The 19162-nt window shown below is 39.8% G+C and carries 21 protein-coding genes and 1 other annotated feature; all 21 genes read left to right on the top strand.

Features of this window, described 5'->3' with window-relative positions; genetic code table 11:
* Positions 1 to 15 precede the first annotated feature (15 nt).
* On the top strand, positions 16 to 1098 hold the full coding sequence (gene ftsW, locus ORD22_RS00785) for a putative lipid II flippase FtsW (protein ID WP_317643934.1): 1083 nt from the start codon (positions 16 to 18) through the stop codon (positions 1096 to 1098).
* A 13-nt stretch (positions 1099 to 1111) separates the two neighbouring features.
* Positions 1112 to 1972 carry a cell division protein FtsQ/DivIB gene (locus tag ORD22_RS00780; RefSeq protein WP_317643933.1) on the top strand — a complete coding sequence of 287 codons (861 nt, stop codon included), beginning with the start codon at positions 1112 to 1114 and terminating at the stop codon, positions 1970 to 1972.
* Positions 1947 to 2672, top strand: coding sequence for a DUF881 domain-containing protein (locus ORD22_RS00775; protein ID WP_317643932.1), 726 nt, complete (start codon positions 1947 to 1949; stop codon positions 2670 to 2672). Before ORD22_RS00780 ends, ORD22_RS00775 begins: the two co-directional genes overlap by 26 nt.
* 19 nt (positions 2673 to 2691) lie before the next feature.
* Positions 2692 to 3411: a DUF881 domain-containing protein gene (locus ORD22_RS00770; RefSeq protein ID WP_317643931.1), complete on the top strand. Its 720-nt coding sequence runs from the start codon at positions 2692 to 2694 to the stop codon at positions 3409 to 3411.
* A gap of 4 nt (positions 3412 to 3415) precedes the next feature.
* Positions 3416 to 3781 carry a small basic family protein gene (locus ORD22_RS00765; protein ID WP_317643930.1) on the top strand — a complete coding sequence of 122 codons (366 nt, stop codon included), beginning with the start codon at positions 3416 to 3418 and terminating at the stop codon, positions 3779 to 3781.
* Between the two features lie 101 nt (positions 3782 to 3882).
* The gene (gene ftsA, locus ORD22_RS00760; protein ID WP_317643929.1) at positions 3883 to 5169 is read left to right on the top strand and encodes a cell division protein FtsA; all 1287 of its coding nucleotides are present in this window, start codon (positions 3883 to 3885) and stop codon (positions 5167 to 5169) included.
* A gap of 48 nt (positions 5170 to 5217) precedes the next feature.
* The gene (gene ftsZ, locus ORD22_RS00755) at positions 5218 to 6387 is read left to right on the top strand and encodes a cell division protein FtsZ (protein ID WP_317643927.1); all 1170 of its coding nucleotides are present in this window, start codon (positions 5218 to 5220) and stop codon (positions 6385 to 6387) included.
* Between the two features lie 339 nt (positions 6388 to 6726).
* Positions 6727 to 7575 carry a sigma-E processing peptidase SpoIIGA gene (locus ORD22_RS00750; protein WP_317643926.1) on the top strand — a complete coding sequence of 283 codons (849 nt, stop codon included), beginning with the start codon at positions 6727 to 6729 and terminating at the stop codon, positions 7573 to 7575.
* Positions 7569 to 8279 (top strand): RNA polymerase sporulation sigma factor SigE, encoded by a 711-nt coding sequence (gene sigE, locus ORD22_RS00745; RefSeq protein ID WP_411567598.1) that lies wholly within the window; start codon positions 7569 to 7571, stop codon positions 8277 to 8279. Before ORD22_RS00750 ends, sigE begins: the two co-directional genes overlap by 7 nt.
* Before the next feature lie 103 nt (positions 8280 to 8382).
* A complete protein-coding gene (sigG, locus tag ORD22_RS00740; protein ID WP_317643925.1) occupies positions 8383 to 9171 on the top strand; it encodes an RNA polymerase sporulation sigma factor SigG in 789 nt (262 codons plus the stop codon).
* Between the two features lie 101 nt (positions 9172 to 9272).
* Positions 9273 to 9518 carry a PRC-barrel domain-containing protein gene (locus tag ORD22_RS00735; protein ID WP_317643924.1) on the top strand — a complete coding sequence of 82 codons (246 nt, stop codon included), beginning with the start codon at positions 9273 to 9275 and terminating at the stop codon, positions 9516 to 9518.
* Between the two features lie 48 nt (positions 9519 to 9566).
* Entirely contained in the window at positions 9567 to 10277 is a 711-nt protein-coding gene (locus ORD22_RS00730) for a YggS family pyridoxal phosphate-dependent enzyme (RefSeq protein ID WP_317643923.1), read from the top strand.
* Positions 10274 to 10741 carry a cell division protein SepF gene (locus ORD22_RS00725; RefSeq protein ID WP_317643922.1) on the top strand — a complete coding sequence of 156 codons (468 nt, stop codon included), beginning with the start codon at positions 10274 to 10276 and terminating at the stop codon, positions 10739 to 10741. Before ORD22_RS00730 ends, ORD22_RS00725 begins: the two co-directional genes overlap by 4 nt.
* Before the next feature lie 76 nt (positions 10742 to 10817).
* Positions 10818 to 11102 carry a YggT family protein gene (locus ORD22_RS00720; protein ID WP_317643921.1) on the top strand — a complete coding sequence of 95 codons (285 nt, stop codon included), beginning with the start codon at positions 10818 to 10820 and terminating at the stop codon, positions 11100 to 11102.
* 75 nt (positions 11103 to 11177) lie between these two features.
* The gene (locus tag ORD22_RS00715) at positions 11178 to 11954 is read left to right on the top strand and encodes a YlmH family RNA-binding protein (RefSeq protein WP_317643920.1); all 777 of its coding nucleotides are present in this window, start codon (positions 11178 to 11180) and stop codon (positions 11952 to 11954) included.
* Positions 11955 to 12056: 102 nt separating this feature from the next.
* A complete protein-coding gene (locus ORD22_RS00710; RefSeq protein ID WP_317643918.1) occupies positions 12057 to 12641 on the top strand; it encodes a DivIVA domain-containing protein in 585 nt (194 codons plus the stop codon).
* Positions 12642 to 12679: 38 nt separating this feature from the next.
* Positions 12680 to 12896, top strand: a binding site (T-box leader).
* A 72-nt stretch (positions 12897 to 12968) separates the two neighbouring features.
* Positions 12969 to 15728, top strand: a complete 2760-nt coding sequence (ileS, locus tag ORD22_RS00705) for an isoleucine--tRNA ligase (protein ID WP_317643917.1) — start codon at positions 12969 to 12971, stop codon at positions 15726 to 15728.
* Between the two features lie 138 nt (positions 15729 to 15866).
* Positions 15867 to 16343, top strand: a complete 477-nt coding sequence (gene lspA / locus ORD22_RS00700; protein ID WP_317643916.1) for a signal peptidase II — start codon at positions 15867 to 15869, stop codon at positions 16341 to 16343.
* On the top strand, positions 16343 to 17248 hold the full coding sequence (locus tag ORD22_RS00695; RefSeq protein WP_317643915.1) for an RluA family pseudouridine synthase: 906 nt from the start codon (positions 16343 to 16345) through the stop codon (positions 17246 to 17248). The genes lspA and ORD22_RS00695 overlap by 1 nt, the downstream gene beginning before the upstream one ends.
* Positions 17249 to 17503: 255 nt before the next feature.
* Positions 17504 to 18052, top strand: a complete 549-nt coding sequence (gene pyrR / locus ORD22_RS00690; RefSeq protein WP_317643914.1) for a bifunctional pyr operon transcriptional regulator/uracil phosphoribosyltransferase PyrR — start codon at positions 17504 to 17506, stop codon at positions 18050 to 18052.
* Between the two features lie 21 nt (positions 18053 to 18073).
* A partial coding sequence (locus ORD22_RS00685) for a uracil-xanthine permease family protein (RefSeq protein WP_317643913.1) occupies positions 18074 to 19162 on the top strand: 1089 nt, incomplete at its 3' end.

The raw sequence follows: 19162 nt of genomic DNA, 5'->3' as shown, positions 1-19162 counted from the left end.
TGCGGAAGGATGCGAATGCTGGAGAGAACATATCGTGCGGTCTTTTTGATATCTGCGTTGCTATTGTCGCTGATTGGATTAGTGTTTGTTCAATCAGCAGGATCTTATTGGGGTGAAGTTCATTATCAAGATTCATCTCCTTTCTTTGTCAAGCAAGCAGTTTATATGGGTATTTCATTAGCGATAGCGTATGTGCTTTACAGAAGCCCTCTAACGTCTCGTCCAACATTTTGGACGTATTTCTATATTGGTTCTATTTTGATGTTGGTGGCGGTATTGATACCGGGAATTGGCGTTGTTCGAAATGGTTCTCAAAGCTGGATTGCACTTGGCCCAATTAGTTTGCAACCGGCGGAGTTCGTAAAAGTAGCGTTACTCGGGAAATTAGCGAGCGGTATGAAGAAAGTTAAGAGAAAGTCTTGGCAATGGCAGCATTTCGCATTGATATTATTGCCATCAGCACTAATCATGTTGCAACCGGATTTAGGTTCAGCCGTCATCATGATAGTTTCTGCTTTTGTTATTTTGTTTTTAGCAGGTTATCCGCTATCGTTCTTTATCTTTCTTTTTGTTTCAGGTCTCGCATCATTTATCGGATTGATCTTAGCTGCACCTTACCGTTTGGATCGTATTAAGTCCTATATTGACCCTTGGAACGATCCGCTCGGTACAGGTTTTCAAAGTATACAATCGTTATTTGCTATCGCACCGGGTGGATTATTTGGTCACGGTCTTGGTAATAGCAGACAGAAGTTCTTATATTTACCTGAGCCGCAAAATGATTTTATTTTCTCTATCATTGCTGAAGAAATTGGTTTTATCGGAGCAACATCGATTGTGTTATTATTTGTTCTATTGTTAGCATCTTCTTTTGGAATTGCCATTCGTTTAACGAATTGGAATTCATTTTTAATTGTATCAGGTATGATCTCCATGATTATATTTCAAACATTTTTAAATATGGGTGTTGTGTCAGGTTTGTTACCAGTGACTGGTGTTACGTTGCCATTCATAAGTTATGGTGGTTCCTCATTACTGACTACGTGGTTAGCGGTTGGGACTATTTTACACTTCTCGAAAGGGAAAGAGATAGGATAGGAGGAGAACGCAGATGGATAAAGTGATTGATATTGAAGATCGAATTCCATCCTTGCGCAAGAAACGAAAAAGAAAAGCTAATAAAAAGTTTCTTTTGCTTGTAGCGATCTTCTTGCTCGTTCTTCTTGCGTTGCTGTACTTCCAATCGCCTTTAAGTGACGTTCAAGACATTTCTATTAATAATACGACATTGAATGATAGTGAGTCTTATAAAAATCAGAGTGGACTATACACCGGACAATCATTTTGGGGTTTTCGTACAAGAGATATCGAAAGGAATTTAATGAATATCACTGGTGTGAAAGAAGTGTCGGTAAGTAGGAAGTATTGGAACGATGTGTCGATTGAAGTTACAGAATGGAAGCCCGTTGCGTATATAGAGAATAAAACGCAATATGACTTGTTGTTAGAAAATGGTGAACGGATGGAAACTAAAGATACCGAAGCGCTTTTACATGCACCTATACTATCTAGATTTACAGAGCCAGAAGCTATTGAACGCATGATTCAGCAACTTCAAGAAATGGACAACTCTGTCTTCGAGTTAATATCAGAACTTCGTTATAAAGGTGATGATAAAATAGAAGCGTTTATGAATGATGGTTATGAAGTCCATGCTCCAATTCTTGGATTTGCAGATAAAATGTCGTATTACCCAGACATTATCGCTCAATTACCGAAAGAAGAAAAAGGTATCTTAGATATGGAAATAGGCGTGTACTTTAAAACGTATACGGACTATTATAAAGAACCTGAACAGCAGCCTCTAGAGGAAGCCGGGCCTGGAGGGAAACCTGTAGAGCTTGAAGGTAAAAAGATAGAAATAGAAATGGGACAGGAGGGAGAAAGTGAACAAGAATCGGAAGGCAACTAAAGAAAAACGTGGTAAGCAATTACTATTTTCGCTCGTCTTTCTTGTCCTCGGTTTCATGTTAGCGTTTTCCTATCGTACAGTTGGTAGTAATATGCAAGAATTAGATGAAGTGCAAACAGATTTATTTTTACAGGAAGAGCAGTATCGGGGAGACTTAATCGCACAACAAGAACGCAATAAAGAGTTAACGAACGAATTGCTTGAAAAACAGCAGAAGATTCAAGAATTTGAAAAGAAATTCTCCAATCAAGAAGAAAATAATGCAATTCTTGTAGAAAAAGCTCGCGATTTGCGATTGCTACTAGGTGTAATGCCAGCTACTGGGGCAGGAGTAAAAGTGACACTCGAAGATGCTGACTACGATCCGTCTGTTCAAAACCCAAACGATTATATCGTCCATGAAAGTCATGTGTTACGTGTCATCAATGAATTGAAAATTGCAGGCGCTCAAGGCTTAGCAATCAATGGACAGCGTATTAATTCTAATTCCTACATAAAATGTACCGGCCCTGTTATTATGATCGATGGTAGAACCTTTCCAGCTCCTTTTATAATAGAAGCAGTAGGTGACCCGAAAGTTTTGGCTCCTGCTATGCATTTAAAAGGTAGCGTGATTGACGGATTGGTACGGGATAATATTGTCGTAACGTTGGAAGAAATGAAAGAAATAAAATTAACAGCGATTCGTGACGAAGTTTGATGAATAGAGGGGGGGTAGAGTGAAAGAGAAAATAAACTGGAAGTTCACAATGATTCTATGTATAGTTGGTTTTGTATTAGCTTTACAATATAATACTATAAATACAGAACCTGCTCGCGATACACGAGATTTGTGGGCTATCCGTAAAGAATTATCTAAAGAGAAGAAGATCCACTCTGAGTTATTAGATGAAATTCGTGAAGTGGATCAAACGCTTTCATCCTACACAGCGCTGACGAATGAAAGCACTGAGGAAGTTTTACAAAATACACTGGACAAGCTATATAAACAGGCGGGCTTTATGCCAATCACGGGCCCAGGGTTTGTAGTAGAAGTTGCACCGTCACCAGAGAGTATTGCGTTTGGTTATGAACTGAAGCCGGTTTCTACAGAGCTATTGACTTGGTTTATCAATGTGATCAATCAGCATCAAGGGAATGAACTAGAGATTGACGGTAAACGTTTTACTACACTTAGCTGGATACGTGATATTAACGGTAAGTTGACAGTGAGTGGAGAAGTTATCTCTACACCTCCTTTTAAAATCAAAATTGTGTCTGCTACACTCGAAGACAGTGAAAAATTGTATAATCATTTGTTGTCAACAACGATACAAGATGAATTTTATTTGGATGACCTCATTCTTACTATCAGTAAACCGACCGAGGATGTAGCGCTACGAGGCTGGACGGGTGGTTTTGAAAATCAGTTTTTAAAAGAACAAACAAAGGAGCAATGACAATATGTGGCTACCCTTACTTGGGCTACTCCTTGGCATTTCACTAGGTTTGCTCTCGGATATACAGATACCGCAAGAGTATAATAACTATATAACTATTGCGATTCTTGCTGCATTTGATACACTATTTGGTGGAATCAGAGCCTATCTTCAGCAAGTATATGATGATCGAATATTTGTATCAGGATTTTTCTTTAATATTCTTCTAGCAGCTGCACTTGCGTTCATCGGTGTGCATTTAGGCGTAGATCTATATTTAGCTGCAGTCTTCGCATTTGGTGTGAGATTGTTTCATAATATTGCGGTTATTCGTCGAATTTTGCTTGCGAAATGGACCGGGAGAAACAAAAATCCTAATGCAAATACGTAACATTTAATATTTAATAGAAGAGGGTGTTGAAAATATTTAGACAAAGCGTGCATAATACAATAGAATGGAAGTTACTAGTTTAATTAAGGAGGTGTCAATAATTGAGTCAGTCAACTAAGTATGTATCACTAGATATAGGGTCATCCACTATTAAAGTGTTAATTGGAGAGATGGATAATAACTCCTTGCATGTAATTGGTGTAGGGAATGTGCAATCGGCAGGTATTCGTAAAGGAACAATTATTGATATTGATGCCACTGTTCAATCGATTCGCAAAGCGATCGAACAGGCAGAGCGAATGACAGGCTTGAAAATTGAAGAGGTAGTGCTTGGCATTCCAGCAAATGGTGTGCAGTTCCAAGATGTTAAAGGTGTAGTAGCTGTAAACTCAGAAAATCGAGAAATTACAGATGACGATTTGGAAAGAGTCATGAAGTCTTCACAAGTGATGAATGTGCCGCAAGAAAGAGAATTTGTTAATTTAGTACCTAAACAATTTATTGTAGATGATTATGATGAAATCACAGACCCACGTGGTATGATGGGTGTAAGATTGGAAATGGACGCGACGTTAATTACGACGTCCAAAACTCAACTACATAACATTTTACGATGTGTAGAAAAGGCAGGACTTCAAATTCGCGAAATTTATTTGCAACCATTGGCTGCGGGGACATTCGCATTATCTGAAGATGAAATGTATCATGGCACAGCATTTATTGATATTGGTGGAGGTTCTACGACAGTTTCCGTATTTGCGGAAAATCGTCTAATCAATACTTCTGTATTACCAGTTGGTGGAGATCATATTACGAAAGATTTATCAATTGTATTGAAGACTCCAACTGAACAAGCAAGAATGATTAAACATCAACACGGACATGCCTATTATGAAGACGCATCGGATGAAGAATTATTCGAAGTGCCTGTAGTCGGGTCGGATGCGAAAGACCAATATAGTCAACGCTTTATTTCTGATATTATCGGTTCGCGTCTGGAAGAGTTATTTGAACTGATCTTGGAAGACCTATATGCGGCTGGTATCCGTGAGTTACCTGGCGGGATTGTCATTACAGGTGGGACTGCCAAGATTGACGGGATGTTACAATTAGCTCGTGAAGTGTTCAAGACTAGAGTTCGACTATACACACCAGAATATATAGGTGTCAGAGAGCCGATGTACTCCACTGCGGTCGGCTTGATTCGTTATGCTTATATGGAAGATGTGTTTTTCGGTTATGAGGAAGGACAAGCTAGTCTGCCGCAATCAAATGAATCGACTTATGAAGTTTCTGAGCCAACGCCTAAATCTATAAAACCTAAAAAAGAAAAAGGTGAAGGATTTATGAAAAAAGCTAAGAAAATGTTCGACAATTTCTTTGAGTAAGCGTAATTTTCACTTGGAAATTGCAGTTAAATTAGAGGAGGAAAACCGATGCTTGAATTTGATATGAATATAGATTCACTAGCAGTTATTAAAGTAATTGGAGTAGGTGGCGGTGGAAACAACGCTGTAAACCGTATGATCGAACATGGAGTGCAAGGTGTTGAATTTATTGCGGTTAACACAGATGCTCAAGCACTACAGCTTTCATCAGCTGAAGTAAAATTACAAATTGGTGAAAAATTAACTAGAGGGTTAGGCGCTGGCGCAAATCCTGAAGTTGGTAAAAAAGCAGCAGAGGAAAGTAAAGAACAAATCGAAGAAGCATTGCGCGGAGCGGATATGGTTTTCGTTACGGCAGGAATGGGTGGAGGAACTGGTACGGGTGCAGCTCCTGTAATCGCTCAAATCGCTAAAGATATTGGCGCACTGACAGTAGGTGTTGTAACGCGTCCATTCACTTTCGAAGGTAGAAAGAGATCTACTTCAGCAGCTGGCGGTATCGCGGCGATGAAAGAAGCAATTGACACGTTAATCGTCATTCCAAATGACAAATTGCTTGAAATCGTTGACAAAAACACACCAATGCTCGAAGCGTTTAGAGAAGCTGACAATGTATTACGTCAAGGTGTTCAAGGTATCTCTGATTTGATCGCAGTACCTGGATTGATCAACTTGGACTTTGCTGACGTTAAGACAATCATGTACAACAAAGGTTCAGCTTTGATGGGAATCGGTATGTCAACTGGAGAAAACAGAGCGGCAGAAGCAGCGAAAAAAGCGATTTCCAGTCCATTACTTGAAACATCAATCGACGGAGCAAAAGGCGTCTTGATGAACATCACAGGCGGATCGAACCTCAGTTTGTTTGAAGTTCAAGAGGCAGCTGACATCGTAGCAACAGCATCAGACGAAAATGTAAATATGATTTTCGGTTCAGTAATTAACGATGATCTGAAAGACGAAATAATTGTCACAGTTATCGCAACGGGATTCACCGAAGATCAGTTAACATCGGCTAGACAAAATAGAGGTCCTGGTGTTGCAGGAAATGTGCGTCAACGTGAGAGTCGACCAATCCAGCAACAACAAGCGCCAATTCAAAGCAGATACGAAGAGCCGCGTTACGAGCAGCCTGAACTAAGACAACAACAAACTCTTCAGCACGATGAGCAACTTGATATCCCAACGTTCTTGCGTAACCGTCAACGTCGTAAATAAAAGCCAAATCAAAGTTTTCCAAGAAGAGATCGACATCTCTTTCTGGAAAGCTTTTTTTATTTCTTTTAAAGAGTGAGAGGGAAATTTGACCTAGATCATAATTAAAGGGAAATAGGTAGTATTCCGTTAGCATTAAAAATAGTGATCCTAGGTTGAAGAAGTTCAAGCTAAGCCTATAAGGCAAGAGTCCCCTCTGAAACGCAAATGCCGAACTAGTTACAAAGTTTATACTTTCTGTACTTGTTTTCAAACTTTGTCGAAGGTTTTGCGTTAAACCGTACAAAGCTTGACAGGTTTTTCAGGACAGCTGTGATAATCTGTTCGTAAGGAGGCCGGCACATGTATGGAGAACTGATGATAGGAATCAATATGCTTTTTAACTACGCCATCCTGTCATTCACTAATAAAGTAGGTAATCATCAAACGAGCAAAAGGAGGTTGTGGGGCGCTTCATTTGTCGGTGCCTTCTTTGTTACGTTATTTCCATACTCGATGCTAGCTATCATCTTTACTTTTTTAGGAATGACGTATATAGCCTTTGGACAAACAATAGAGAATTGGAAAAGTTCTCTACTGGTAATGGTAATTGCCTCCTTTTTTGCAGGAGGGCTACTAACGCTAGTCTACACAAATGTATCTATTGTCAAAAGTAACGTATTTTTATTATTTGCTATAGGCCTCACCTATCTCTCTCTTTATGTCGTGAAGGTGAAATGGTTGGATACGCGTACGATGAACAAGTTAATCAGTTACACACTAGATTCTGTAGTGAAGCTTTGGGGACGGTCAATCCCGTTAAAAGTGTTTATTGATACGGGTAATCACTGTGTAGAACCACTGTCAGGTAATCCAGTTCACTTCATCGGATTGGAGGCCGTGAAAGAGCAGTTACCTAGCGATTTTCTAGTAGCTTTAGAAAATTGGAAGTCGGGGAGTTCGCCCAATTTATTGCAATTTCCTGCACCGTATCAAAAAGATTTGCGGCTCATTCGATTACAAACGGTGCAAGGTGCGGCGTGGGCTGTTGGCATAAAGTTTGAAAGTTGGTTAGTTGACGAACAGCCGTTGCCTGCTGGTTATATCGTCCTGACGAAAGAACAGCATAATTATCCGCAAGGAGCTTCGGCTATTTTGCAAGTGAGTGCAATGGAAGTTATGAAAGAAGAGAGGAGAATGGCTACATGTTAACTGAAATGAAAAGATGGGTTTCTTATTTAGCAAGTTTCTTCAGAAGGAAAAATGGTACATTCTATATTGGTGGGCATGAATCTCTTCCACGACCATTGGATAAAGAACAAGAAGCCATCACAATCCAAGCATTGATGAATGGTGATCCCGATGCAAGAGATACACTAATCGAAAAGAATTTACGGCTTGTCGTTTACATCGCTAGACGTTTTGATAATACGAATACGAATATCGAGGATTTAATCAGCATCGGTACGATTGGATTGATCAAAGCAATCGAAACGTTCAAAGCAGATAAGAATATTAAGCTTGCTACGTATGCTTCGCGTTGCATTGAAAATGAAATTTTGATGCACTTACGCAAAACTAGCCGCATGCGTTCGGAAATCTCATTTGACGAGCCATTGAACTCCGATGCTGACGGTAATGAATTGCTATTATCTGATATTTTAGGGACAGATGAAGATATTATTACAGATGATGTAGAAAAGAAACTCGAAAGACAATATATGATTGATGCCATTTCAGGATTGGATGAAAGAGAGCGTTACATTATGGAACAGCGCTTCGGCTTGATGGGTACGGTTGAAATGACGCAGAAAGAAGTAGCAGATTTGCTAGGTATTTCACAGTCGTATATATCTAGACTGGAAAAGAAAATCATCTCTGATTTACGTGATCGATTGAATCAACCAATTTCTTAAGTTTATTTATCGGCAGAAATTGGCGATTAGTGAAACCGCATATTCTAAAGAGTTGAGGACAAACTACGTGTACACTCACCTATAGAATGCGGAGGAAAAGCCAATGGTACGTTCCAGAGTAGAAATTTGTGGAGTCAACACGTCAGAGCTGCCATTATTGACAAGCGAAGCGATGAAGGAAACTTTCATCCGATTGCAAAGCGGCGACGAATTTGCCAGAGATGAATTGGTGTTTGCGAATTTGCGTCTTGTGCTAAGTTTAGTTCAGCGTTTTAACTATCGTGGTGAACAAGCTGATGATTTATTTCAAGTAGGTTGCATAGGTTTGTTGAAAGCGATAGACAATTTTGATTTGAAACATAATGTTCGGTTTTCCACCTATGCTGTACCGATGATTATCGGTGAAATAAAACGCCATCTGCGAGATCACCATGCTGTTCGTGTATCCAGGTCATTACGTGATATCGCTTACAAAGCTATCCGAGCTAAAGAACAATATGTCAATGAGCATCAATGCGAGCCGCGCATCTCAGACTTAGAAAAACTGACAGGCATCCCAGAAGAGGATATCCTCTTTGCACTGGATGCGATACAAGATCCTATGTCGCTTCATGAACCGATGAATAGCGATGGAGGAGATCCAATCTACATGATGGACCAACTGCACGATCAACGTGTCTCTGAAGACCGCTGGATGAACTACGTTTCCATCAAAGAAAGTGTGGAAGGATTAAATGAGCGACAGCAGCTGATCGTCTCTAAACGGTTCTATCTAGGCCAGACTCAAACAGAAATCGCCAAAGAACTAGGGATATCCCAAGCTCAAATTTCCAGAATCGAAAAACATGCTATGGAAAAAATTCGATTAGGAATTGAGCAAAAGAATAATTAGATGTATTATACGCTACCACTACACAGGACTGTGTTCGTGGTAGCTTTTTTGCGTTCTCAATAAAACACCCTTTGCATAGTATGAAAGAAGGAGGGGAAATTATGCGTTTTTCCAGCTTACAGAAAAAAGAAGTAATTGAATTGAAAAAAGGATCCTTCCTCGGATTCGTTCAAGATGCAACAATTGATATTGGCAAAGGTAAAATAGAAAAACTTCATATCGGTGAAATTGAACGATCTTTTTTCTCTGAAAGTAAATCGAAAGGTGTACGAAAAGTTGGTTATCAAGACGTTATGACTATTGGAAAGGATATCATCCTCATCCAGAATAAACAGCTAAATGAGTGACTTATCGTTGATATCTACTGCTTTGCTTGTTACAATGAAGCAAAGTATATGAAAAGTAGTGATATTGTGAATCCACTGGAACAACGGTTAGAAACTATAAAACAACAAATTAATACTGCCTGTGAAAAAGTTCATCGTAGTCCTGAAGAAGTTACGTTAATTGCGGTAACGAAACAAGTATCTGCAGCTAGAGCACAATCGTTACTCAATATAGGTGTTAAAGATTTGGGCGAAAATCGCTTGGAAGGTCTTCTTGAAAAGCAGGAAATTATTGAAGATGCAGCAAACTGGCACTTCATAGGGAACTTGCAAACGCGTAAAGTAAAAGAACTAATTGATCGCGTAGATTGTCTCCATTCCTTAGATCGTTTAAGTCTTGCAAAAGAAGTGAATAAGCGCGCTACGAAGCCTGTAGATTGCTTTGTACAAGTCAATGTATCAGGTGAAGAGTCAAAGTCTGGAATTACGCCGCAAGAAGCGGATGCGTTCTTTGAACAATTGGCAGCTTATGAAAAGGTTCATGTCATTGGATTGATGACAATGGCACCAAATACGAGAGATGAATCGGTCATTCGTCATGTTTTCCGTTCGTTGAGAGAAGTACGCGATCAAATTGCCGCTAAAAACTTATCTTATGCACCCTGTACGCAATTATCGATGGGGATGTCGAATGATTTCGAAATCGCAATCGAAGAAGGTGCGACGCATATACGCATTGGAACTGCATTAGCCGGAACAGAAAGAGAGGAAAGTAAATGAGCCTCAAAAAACGATTTGAAAAAATGTTTTGGGTGGAAGATGATGAAGTTGGTAAAGAGCCACCAGCGAAACAAAAACGTATCAGTCAGCCTCCAGCTCGTAAAGAAGTAAAAAGAGCAAATGGCAAGAAACACGCTGGCACTCCTAATCCGAACTTCAAACCACAGCCAGCTGCGCCAGTCATCAGTTTGCAAAGTATACAAAAGTCATCCAAGGTGATTTTGGTAGAACCTCATTCTTATGCGGAAGCGCAAGAAATTGCAGAACATCTTAAAAATAAGCGTTCTGTCGTCGTGAACTTGCAAAGGATTGAACGAGATCAAGGATTCCGCATCATAGACTTTCTTAGTGGTACTGTCTATGCACTCGGCGGAGATATACAACGAGTGGGCACAGATATATTCATCTGCGCACCAGAAAACGTAGAAGTGGCTGGATCAATTACGGAATATCAACCAGAATAACAAAAAAGGTTTCATCTACCTGAAGCTTCTACATAAGTAGAAGTTGGATAACTTTGAATGAGGTGTACATGCTATTATGGATGCGTTATTATTTAATATCTTTTTATTTATTAGGAATGCAGTTCAAATATATTCCTTCCTTTTGATTATATATATATTGATGTCTTGGGTACCATCGACAAGAGAAACAAAATTCGGACAGCTTTTGGCAAAGGTGACGGAACCATATTTAGGTTTTTTCCGAAAGTTCATACCGCCTCTAGGAATGATTGATATATCTCCTATCGCTGCAATATTTGCCTTGCAATTGATCAATAGAGGGATCGTTCAGATTTATTTCATGATAAGAGGACTAATGTAATACATGCAAACTTTCAACTGAAAACGGAAATCCTCACAGGGGTGGGGATTTTTTTGTATAAGGAGAATATATACAATGGAATCGATTTTCCAGCATTTTCGAAAAGAAGAACAACCATTTATTGAAAAAGTAAATAGTTGGGTGAAAGAAGTAGAGGATACCTATGCGCCTAAACTGACGGAGTTCCTAGATCCGCGTCAGCGATTCATTACAGAGTCCATCGTTAGAAATTCAGACTTGACGATGACGGCTTCAGGAGGATTTCCTAATTCGGAGCGTGAACGTGTATTAATTTATCCAGATTACTACACACCTACAGTGGATGATTTTCAAATTAGTTTGTATCAAGTTCACTATCCACAGAAATTTGTTACGATGAAACATTCGCAATTACTCGGTTCATTGCTTTCAGTTGGTATCGATCGTTCACGATTTGGTGATATTCGCCTCCATGAAGAAGCAGTTCAATTTGCAGTCTCAACAGAAGTATCTGAATATATCCATGTGAACTTTACACAAGTCGGCAAAGTGAAAGTATCTGTTACGCCTGTGATGCGTATAGAGGATATACTAGAGATTCAAGAAGAGTGGACAGAAGAGATACATATTATCAGTTCATTACGCATTGACACGGTAGTTGCATCGTTAACAAATAGTTCGCGGGCGAAAGCTTCCTCTCTTATAAAAGGAGAGAAAGTGAAAGTAAATTGGGCAATGATAGATCAGCAAGCTTTTGAAGTGGAAGAAGCGGATGTGCTATCAATCAGAGGTTACGGACGCTATAAAATTTTGAGTATTGAAGGACGCACAAGAAAAGACAAAATTCGCGTGATGATTGGTGCGTTAGTCTAATAGGGAAAACCTTGATAAAATAACAGAAGTAGTGTTTAATCAAGTAGTATAGACTATAATGATCTTCCTGAAATGGATTAGACTGAAAGGAGAAAGCGTTATATGGCTTTAACCCCTACGGATATACATAACAAAACGTTCAACACGAAATTTCGTGGCTACGATGAAAACGAAGTCAATGAATTTTTACAACAACTCATGAAAGACTATGAGAATGTAATAAAGAAAAATGAAGAATTAGAAAAAGTAATCGAAGACAAGGAATCGAAAATTGCACACTTTAAAACAATCGAAGAAACGATGCAACAATCTATTTTGATTGCGCAAAGTGCTGCTGAAGATGTGCGTAAAAATGCAATTCAAGAATCTAAGCTAATTGTTAAAGAATCGGAAAAGAACGCAGACCGACTGGTTAATGATGCTCTAGCACAAGCAAGAAAAATTGCTTTAGAAGTAGAAGTTCTGAAAAAACAATCGAAAATTTTCAAAAGTCGTTTTAAAATGATGGTAGAAGCCCAACTTGACATGATTAACACAGAAGACTGGGATGATTTATTGAAATATGAATTAGATACATCAAGTATTGAAAAGGTTGCTGAGAAAGAATTGGACGCGCCTTTAGTTACTGTAGATGATTTGAAAGAAATAGAAGAAATGAATGTAGTGAAAGAAAAAGAAGAAACTTGACAAGTTCAAGTGAGGTTTTTATACTTACACTACTTAATAAGTAAGCGATGAAAGAGAGAGTACTTTCTGAATTAGCCTATAGCGAGCTAGGGATGGTGGAAGCCTAGTGGTGAGTTAGAGACGAAAATCACTCTTGAGCTGGATTATGGATATGTACATTCTCCCGGTTACACTGCCGTTATCAGTGGCTAAGCGGCAATTGTTTAAGATGATTGCAAGTAGGGTGGTACCGCGAGAATAGTCCTCGTCCCTTTTTGGGATAGGGATTTTTTTGTTTTCTCAAGAAATCTATAATGAGTCAAGCAACTATTTTGAGGAGGAATTGGAATGGAATATAAAGATACACTACTTATGCCGAAAACGGAATTTCCTATGCGAGGGAATCTACCGAATAATGAACCTAAAATGCAAGAGAAATGGAACGAAAAAAATATTTATCAACAAGTTCAAGAACGTACAGAAGGAAGACCGTTTTTCATACTTCATGATGGACCGCCTTATGCAAATGGTGACTTGCATATGGGGCACGCGCTTAATAAAGTATTAAAAGATTTTATCATTCGTTATAAGTCGATGTCAGGATTCCACGCACCGTATGTTCCGGGTTGGGATACACACGGTTTACCGATCGAGCAAGCACTTGTTAATAAAGGTGTCAATCGTAAAGAAATGAGCGTTGCGAAGTTCCGTGAAATGTGTGAAGAATATGCGCATCAACAAATCGACAACCAGCGCACGCAATTCAAACGTTTAGGTGTACGTGGTGATTGGGATAATCCATACATTACATTAAAGCCTGCATTTGAAGCCCGACAAATCCAAGTATTTGGCGAGATGGCGAAAAAAGGCTATATCTATAAAGGATTGAAGCCGGTATACTGGTCACCTTCTAGTGAGTCTGCTTTAGCAGAAGCTGAAATCGAGTACCACGATAAGAAATCGCCATCGATTTATGTAAGCTTCCCGATTCGTGATGGTAAAGGTGTACTTGCTGAAGATGTAAAAATTCTCATTTGGACGACAACGCCTTGGACAATTCCAGCGAACCTTGGAATTTCTGTTCATCCGGAATTCGTGTATGTAGTAGTGAACGCCAAAGGTGAAAAACTTTTAGTAGCAAAAGATTTAGTGGAGTTTTTAGCAAAAGAGCTAGAGTGGGAAGAGTATACAATCGAGCAAGAAGTGATTGGAGAAGATCTAGACCGCATAGTTGCTAAACACCCATTCTATGATCGCGATTCACTTGTTATGCTCGGTGAACACGTGACAGCCGATGCAGGTACAGGCTGTGTTCACACAGCACCTGGACACGGGGAAGACGACTTCTACGTAAGTAAAGCATACGGTATCGATGCACTATCGCCAATTAATGACAGTGGCGTGATGACTGAAGAAGCTCCTTACTTTGCTGGGCTGTTCTATGAAGATGCAAACAAAGCAGTCACTGAAAAGTTGGAGGAAGTAGGCGCACTTAAAAAGCTCAGCTTCTTTACACACTCTTATCCGCATGACTGGCGTACGAAAAAGCCGGTAATTTACCGTGCAACAGCTCAATGGTTTGCTTCAATTGAACTATTCAGAAGTGATTTGTTAGACGCTATCCGTAAGACGGAGTTCACACCATCATGGGGTGAAACGCGCCTATACAATATGGTTCGTGACCGTGGAGATTGGTGTATTTCTCGACAACGTGTATGGGGAGTTCCAATCCCAGTATTTTACGCGGAAAACGGAGAAGCTATTTTGACAGACGAAACAATCAGTCATGTAGCAGAACTATTCCGTGAAAATGGCTCTAATATTTGGTTCGAACGTTCCGCTAAAGAATTATTGCCTGAAGGGTTCACGCACGAGGGCAGCCCAAATGGCGAGTTTACGAAAGAAACAGACATCATGGATGTTTGGTTTGACTCTGGTACAACGCATCAGGGCGTGTTAGATGAGCGCGATGACCTTGTCTATCCAGCAGACCTTTATTTAGAAGGATCTGACCAATATCGTGGCTGGTTCAACTCATCGTTAACAACAAGTGTCGCGATTAACGGGATCGCACCTTATAAAGGAATTCTAAGCCATGGATTTACACTAGATAAAAATGGTCGTAAAATGAGTAAATCACTCGGTAATGTCATTGTGCCATCAAAAGTAATCAATCAATTAGGTGCAGATATTGTGCGTCTATGGGTATCATCTGTAGATTATACGGCAGACGTTCGCGTATCTGACTCAAACTTCAAACAAGTTTCTGAAGTTTATCGTAAGGTTCGTAATACGCTTAGATTCTTGCATGGTAACGTAGCGGACTTTGATCCTACAACAAACCGTGTATCATTTGAAGCGATGCGCCCAGTCGATCAGTATGTGTACGTGAAACTGCAAGATTTGATTGAAGAAGTGCGTCAAGCGTATGACAATTACGAATTCGCTACTGTCTACCATGCGGTGAATAACTTCTGTACGGGTATACTGAGTTCGTTCTACTTGGATATCGCAAAAGACGTTGTTTATATTGAAGACGCTAACCATCCACACCGTCGTGCGATGCAATCTGTTATGTATGATACATTAATCACATTAGTGAAGTTGGTCACACCAATTTTGCCACATACTGCAGACGAAATGTGGGGGTATCTAACGGTCAAGGAAGCAGATAGCGTTCAATTGACTGATATGCCAGAAGCTGATCAAAAAGGTGAAGTAGCTGAAAAACTTCGCGAACGTTTTGATCATTTGATGGATATTCGCGATGATGTTTTGAAAGCGTTGGAAGAAGCGCGAAATGCGAAAGTCATCGGTAAGTCATTGGAAGCAAAAGTAACGGTTGTCTTGCCTGAAGGCCAACAAGGCGTTCTTGAAGCATCAGATATCGACTTTGCGCAATTCTTCATCGTATCAGCGTTTGAGGAAAGTAAAAATGCAGTGCTTCCAAATGCTCTGAAATTGGATTGTGCAACTGTATTAGTTGAAGCGGCAGAAGGAGAAAAGTGTGAACGTTGCTGGACAATCTCGACAACTGTTGGAGAAGATGAAACACATCCTGCACTTTGTACACGATGCGCAACTGTTGTGAAAGAACACTATGCGTAAGCAATCTTGATGTCACAACCATCATCATTCATTCGTGGATGATGATGGTTTTTACTTTTACATAGTATTATTAAACATAATACTACTTAAGATTTGTGGTAAACTTAAGTAGAAATTCGCTGGACGGAGGTACACGTAGTGATCGTTTATTATGCAATCGCCGCACTGATCGTCGGATTGGATCAGCTAACCAAGTGGCTAGTAGTGAAAAACATGGAACTAGGTGAACGTATTTCTATAATGGATCCTTATTTGAGCTTGCTGTCGCATCGTAATCGAGGGGCTGCATGGGGGATGCTTGAAGGAAAGATGTGGCTTTTCTATATCGTAACCGTAGTAGTAATTATTGCTATTCTTTACTTTTTCCATACCGAAGGAAAGAAAGACCGACTACTGGGTATCAGTTTAATGTTATTGCTAGGCGGAGCGATCGGTAACTTTATCGATCGTTTATGGAAAGGTGAAGTTGTAGATTTCATCAGTGTCCTAATTCCAGTAATCCGCTATGATTTTCCGATATTTAATATTGCCGATGCCGCACTGACAATTGCCGTCATACTCATCGTATTGCATGTAGTGATCGACGAGAAAAAGAAAAAGAAAAAGGTGTCATAATGGAAAGAGTAGAATTTGAAATTACAGAAGAACTAACAGGCAACAGAATCGATAAAGCACTCGCTACATTACAACCGGATTGGTCGCGTACACAAATCCAGCAATGGGTGAAGGATGAGCATATTCAAGTAAATAATAGCCCGGTTAAACCAAATGTGAAAGTGAAGACAGGTGATATTATTTCTGTAGAGCAACCGGAGCCTGAAATATATGATATCGTTGCAGAAGATCTTAACTTGGAAATCGTTTATGAAGATGCCGATATACTAGTCGTTAATAAACCAGTTGGAATGGTTGTCCATCCGTCACCTGGTCATCTAAACGGTACGCTAGTTAATGGATTAATGCATGAAGTCAAAGATCTTTCAGGTATTAATGGTGTCATGAGACCAGGCATCGTACACAGAATCGATAAAGATACGTCAGGATTACTGATGGTAGCCAAAAATGACAAAGCCCATGTATCACTAGTTAATCAACTAGTCGAAAAGTCAGTTACGCGTGTGTATACGGCACTCGTTCACGGCCATATACCGCATGACAATGGAACGATTGATGCACCCATTGGTAGAGATAAGCGTGACCGACAGAAGATGGCTGTTGTAGATGATGGGAAACATGCAGTTACTCATTTTAAAGTACTCGAACGTTTTGGAGAGTATACATTAGTGGAGTGTAGATTAGAAACTGGAAGAACGCATCAAATCCGTGTTCATATGAAGTATATTAATTATCCGTTAGTTGGGGATCCGAAATATGGACCAAGAAAAACGATCGACTTTGGCGGTCAAGTACTGCACGCAGGAACAGTCGGTTTTCAACATCCAGTGACAGATGAATATATGGAGTTCACAGCCCCATTGCCAGAAAATTATCAACAATTACTAAATGACTTGCGTCTATAATAAGCGTTGACAAACAATATAGGCTAACTGTATACTCATGTAAGCAATTGAATAGCGATACCTTTAAAGTCAGTCCTGTGAGGCTGGGAAGGTTGCACGGAATTACATGATGCCTTACTGCGGTTAGGATCGATGTATGCTTTTTTCTGCATGTCTGCCCACCAGTCAACTCTGACTGGTGGGCTTTTTTTATGTGAATATAGATTGAGCCGAAAACAGAAAGATTAAAGATAAATGGAAAGGGGAACCATGAATATGGCTGAAAAAGCAGCAATACTAGATGACCAAGCCATCGCGAGGGCTGTAACAAGGATTGCCCATGAAATCATTGAGAAAAATAGAGGCATTGATGATTGTATTTTAGTAGGCATTAAAACTAGAGGTACTATTTTAGCGAAGCGCTTAGCGGATAAGATTGAATCAATTGAGGGAAAGCCCATCAAAACTGGAGAACTAGATATCACACTTTATCGAGACGATCTTCAACTAAAGAATAATCTAGAAGAAGCTTTAGTACAGCAAGTCAACATAACACATGATGTTGTCAATCAAAAAGTGATTTTAGTGGATGATGTACTTTATACAGGAAGAACAGTTCGAGCAGCGTTAGATGCGATAATGGATCTAGGAAGGCCTTCTTCAATCCAACTTGCAGTTCTAGTGGATAGAGGGCATCGAGAATTACCAATTCGTCCGGATTTCGTCGGAAAAAACATTCCAACGTCAAGTGAAGAGCGAGTCGTTGTCAGCATGGTCGAAACGGATGGAACAGATGGCGTGACGATCCATACACGCGCATTATAAGCAGCTCGGGGGGCACAACAGATGAGTCAAAAAGTATTAGATATACATGAAAAACCGCAACCAGTCCGTTGGTTAGTGCTAAGTCTACAGCATATGTTCGCGATGTTTGGTGCAACAATTTTAGTACCACAACTTGTTGGATTAAGTCCGGCTATCGCGTTATTGACGAGTGGCATCGCAACAATCGTATTTATATTAGTAACGAAGTTTCAAGTGCCAGCGTATTTAGGATCGTCTTTCGCCTTTATCATCCCAATACAGATGGCTACTCAAACAGGCGGTATTGGCAGTGCGATGATAGGAAGTATGTTTGTCGCTTTAGTCTATGCGATTATTTCGCTACTAATTTATAAAACAGGATTTAACTGGATTATGAAGATTTTACCGCCAATTGTTGTAGGGCCAGTCATTATGGTCATCGGATTAGCAATTGCGCCAACAGCAATTAGCATGGCTAGTACGATTACTGTAGGAAAAGAAACGGTCTACAGTGGCTTACACTTTTCAGCTGCATTGGTCACGTTAGCATCTGCAGTATTTTGCTTAATGTTTTTTAAAGGAATTATTAGCTTGATGCCAGTATTGATTGGAATTATTGTAGGCTATGTATACTCAGCTTTCATTGGAATTCTTGACTTTAGTAAAGTAGTGGAAGCAAAATGGTTTGCTGTTCCGGAGATGCTTATTCCAGGCATTGATTATCCGTTTGTAGTGACACCAACGTTGTTGATCATTATGGTACCAATTGCTATTGTTACGATTGCAGAACATATAGGACATCAGTTAGTACTTGGAAAAGTGGTAGACCGAAACTACATAGATAGTCCAGGTCTTCATAGATCATTGCTTGGAGATGGACTGGGAACCTTAATCAGTGGTTTAGTCGGTGGTCCACCAAAGACTACGTATGGAGAGAATATCGGTGTTCTTGCAATCACGCGTGTTTATAGTGTGTATGTCATTTTAGGTGCTGCTGTGTTCGCTATTATGTTCTCGTTCTTAGGTAAAGTTATGGCGATAATAGCAACGATACCTTCTGCGGTACTAGGCGGTATATCAATTCTGTTATTCGGAATTATCGCCTCTTCCGGTATGCGTATGTTGATCGAT

It is taken from the genome of Sporosarcina sp. GW1-11 (assembly GCF_033088395.1).
Classification (GTDB): domain Bacteria; phylum Bacillota; class Bacilli; order Bacillales_A; family Planococcaceae; genus Sporosarcina.
Note: the sequence above shows the minus strand (reverse complement) of the source record. Positions and strands in the feature narration are given on the sequence as shown.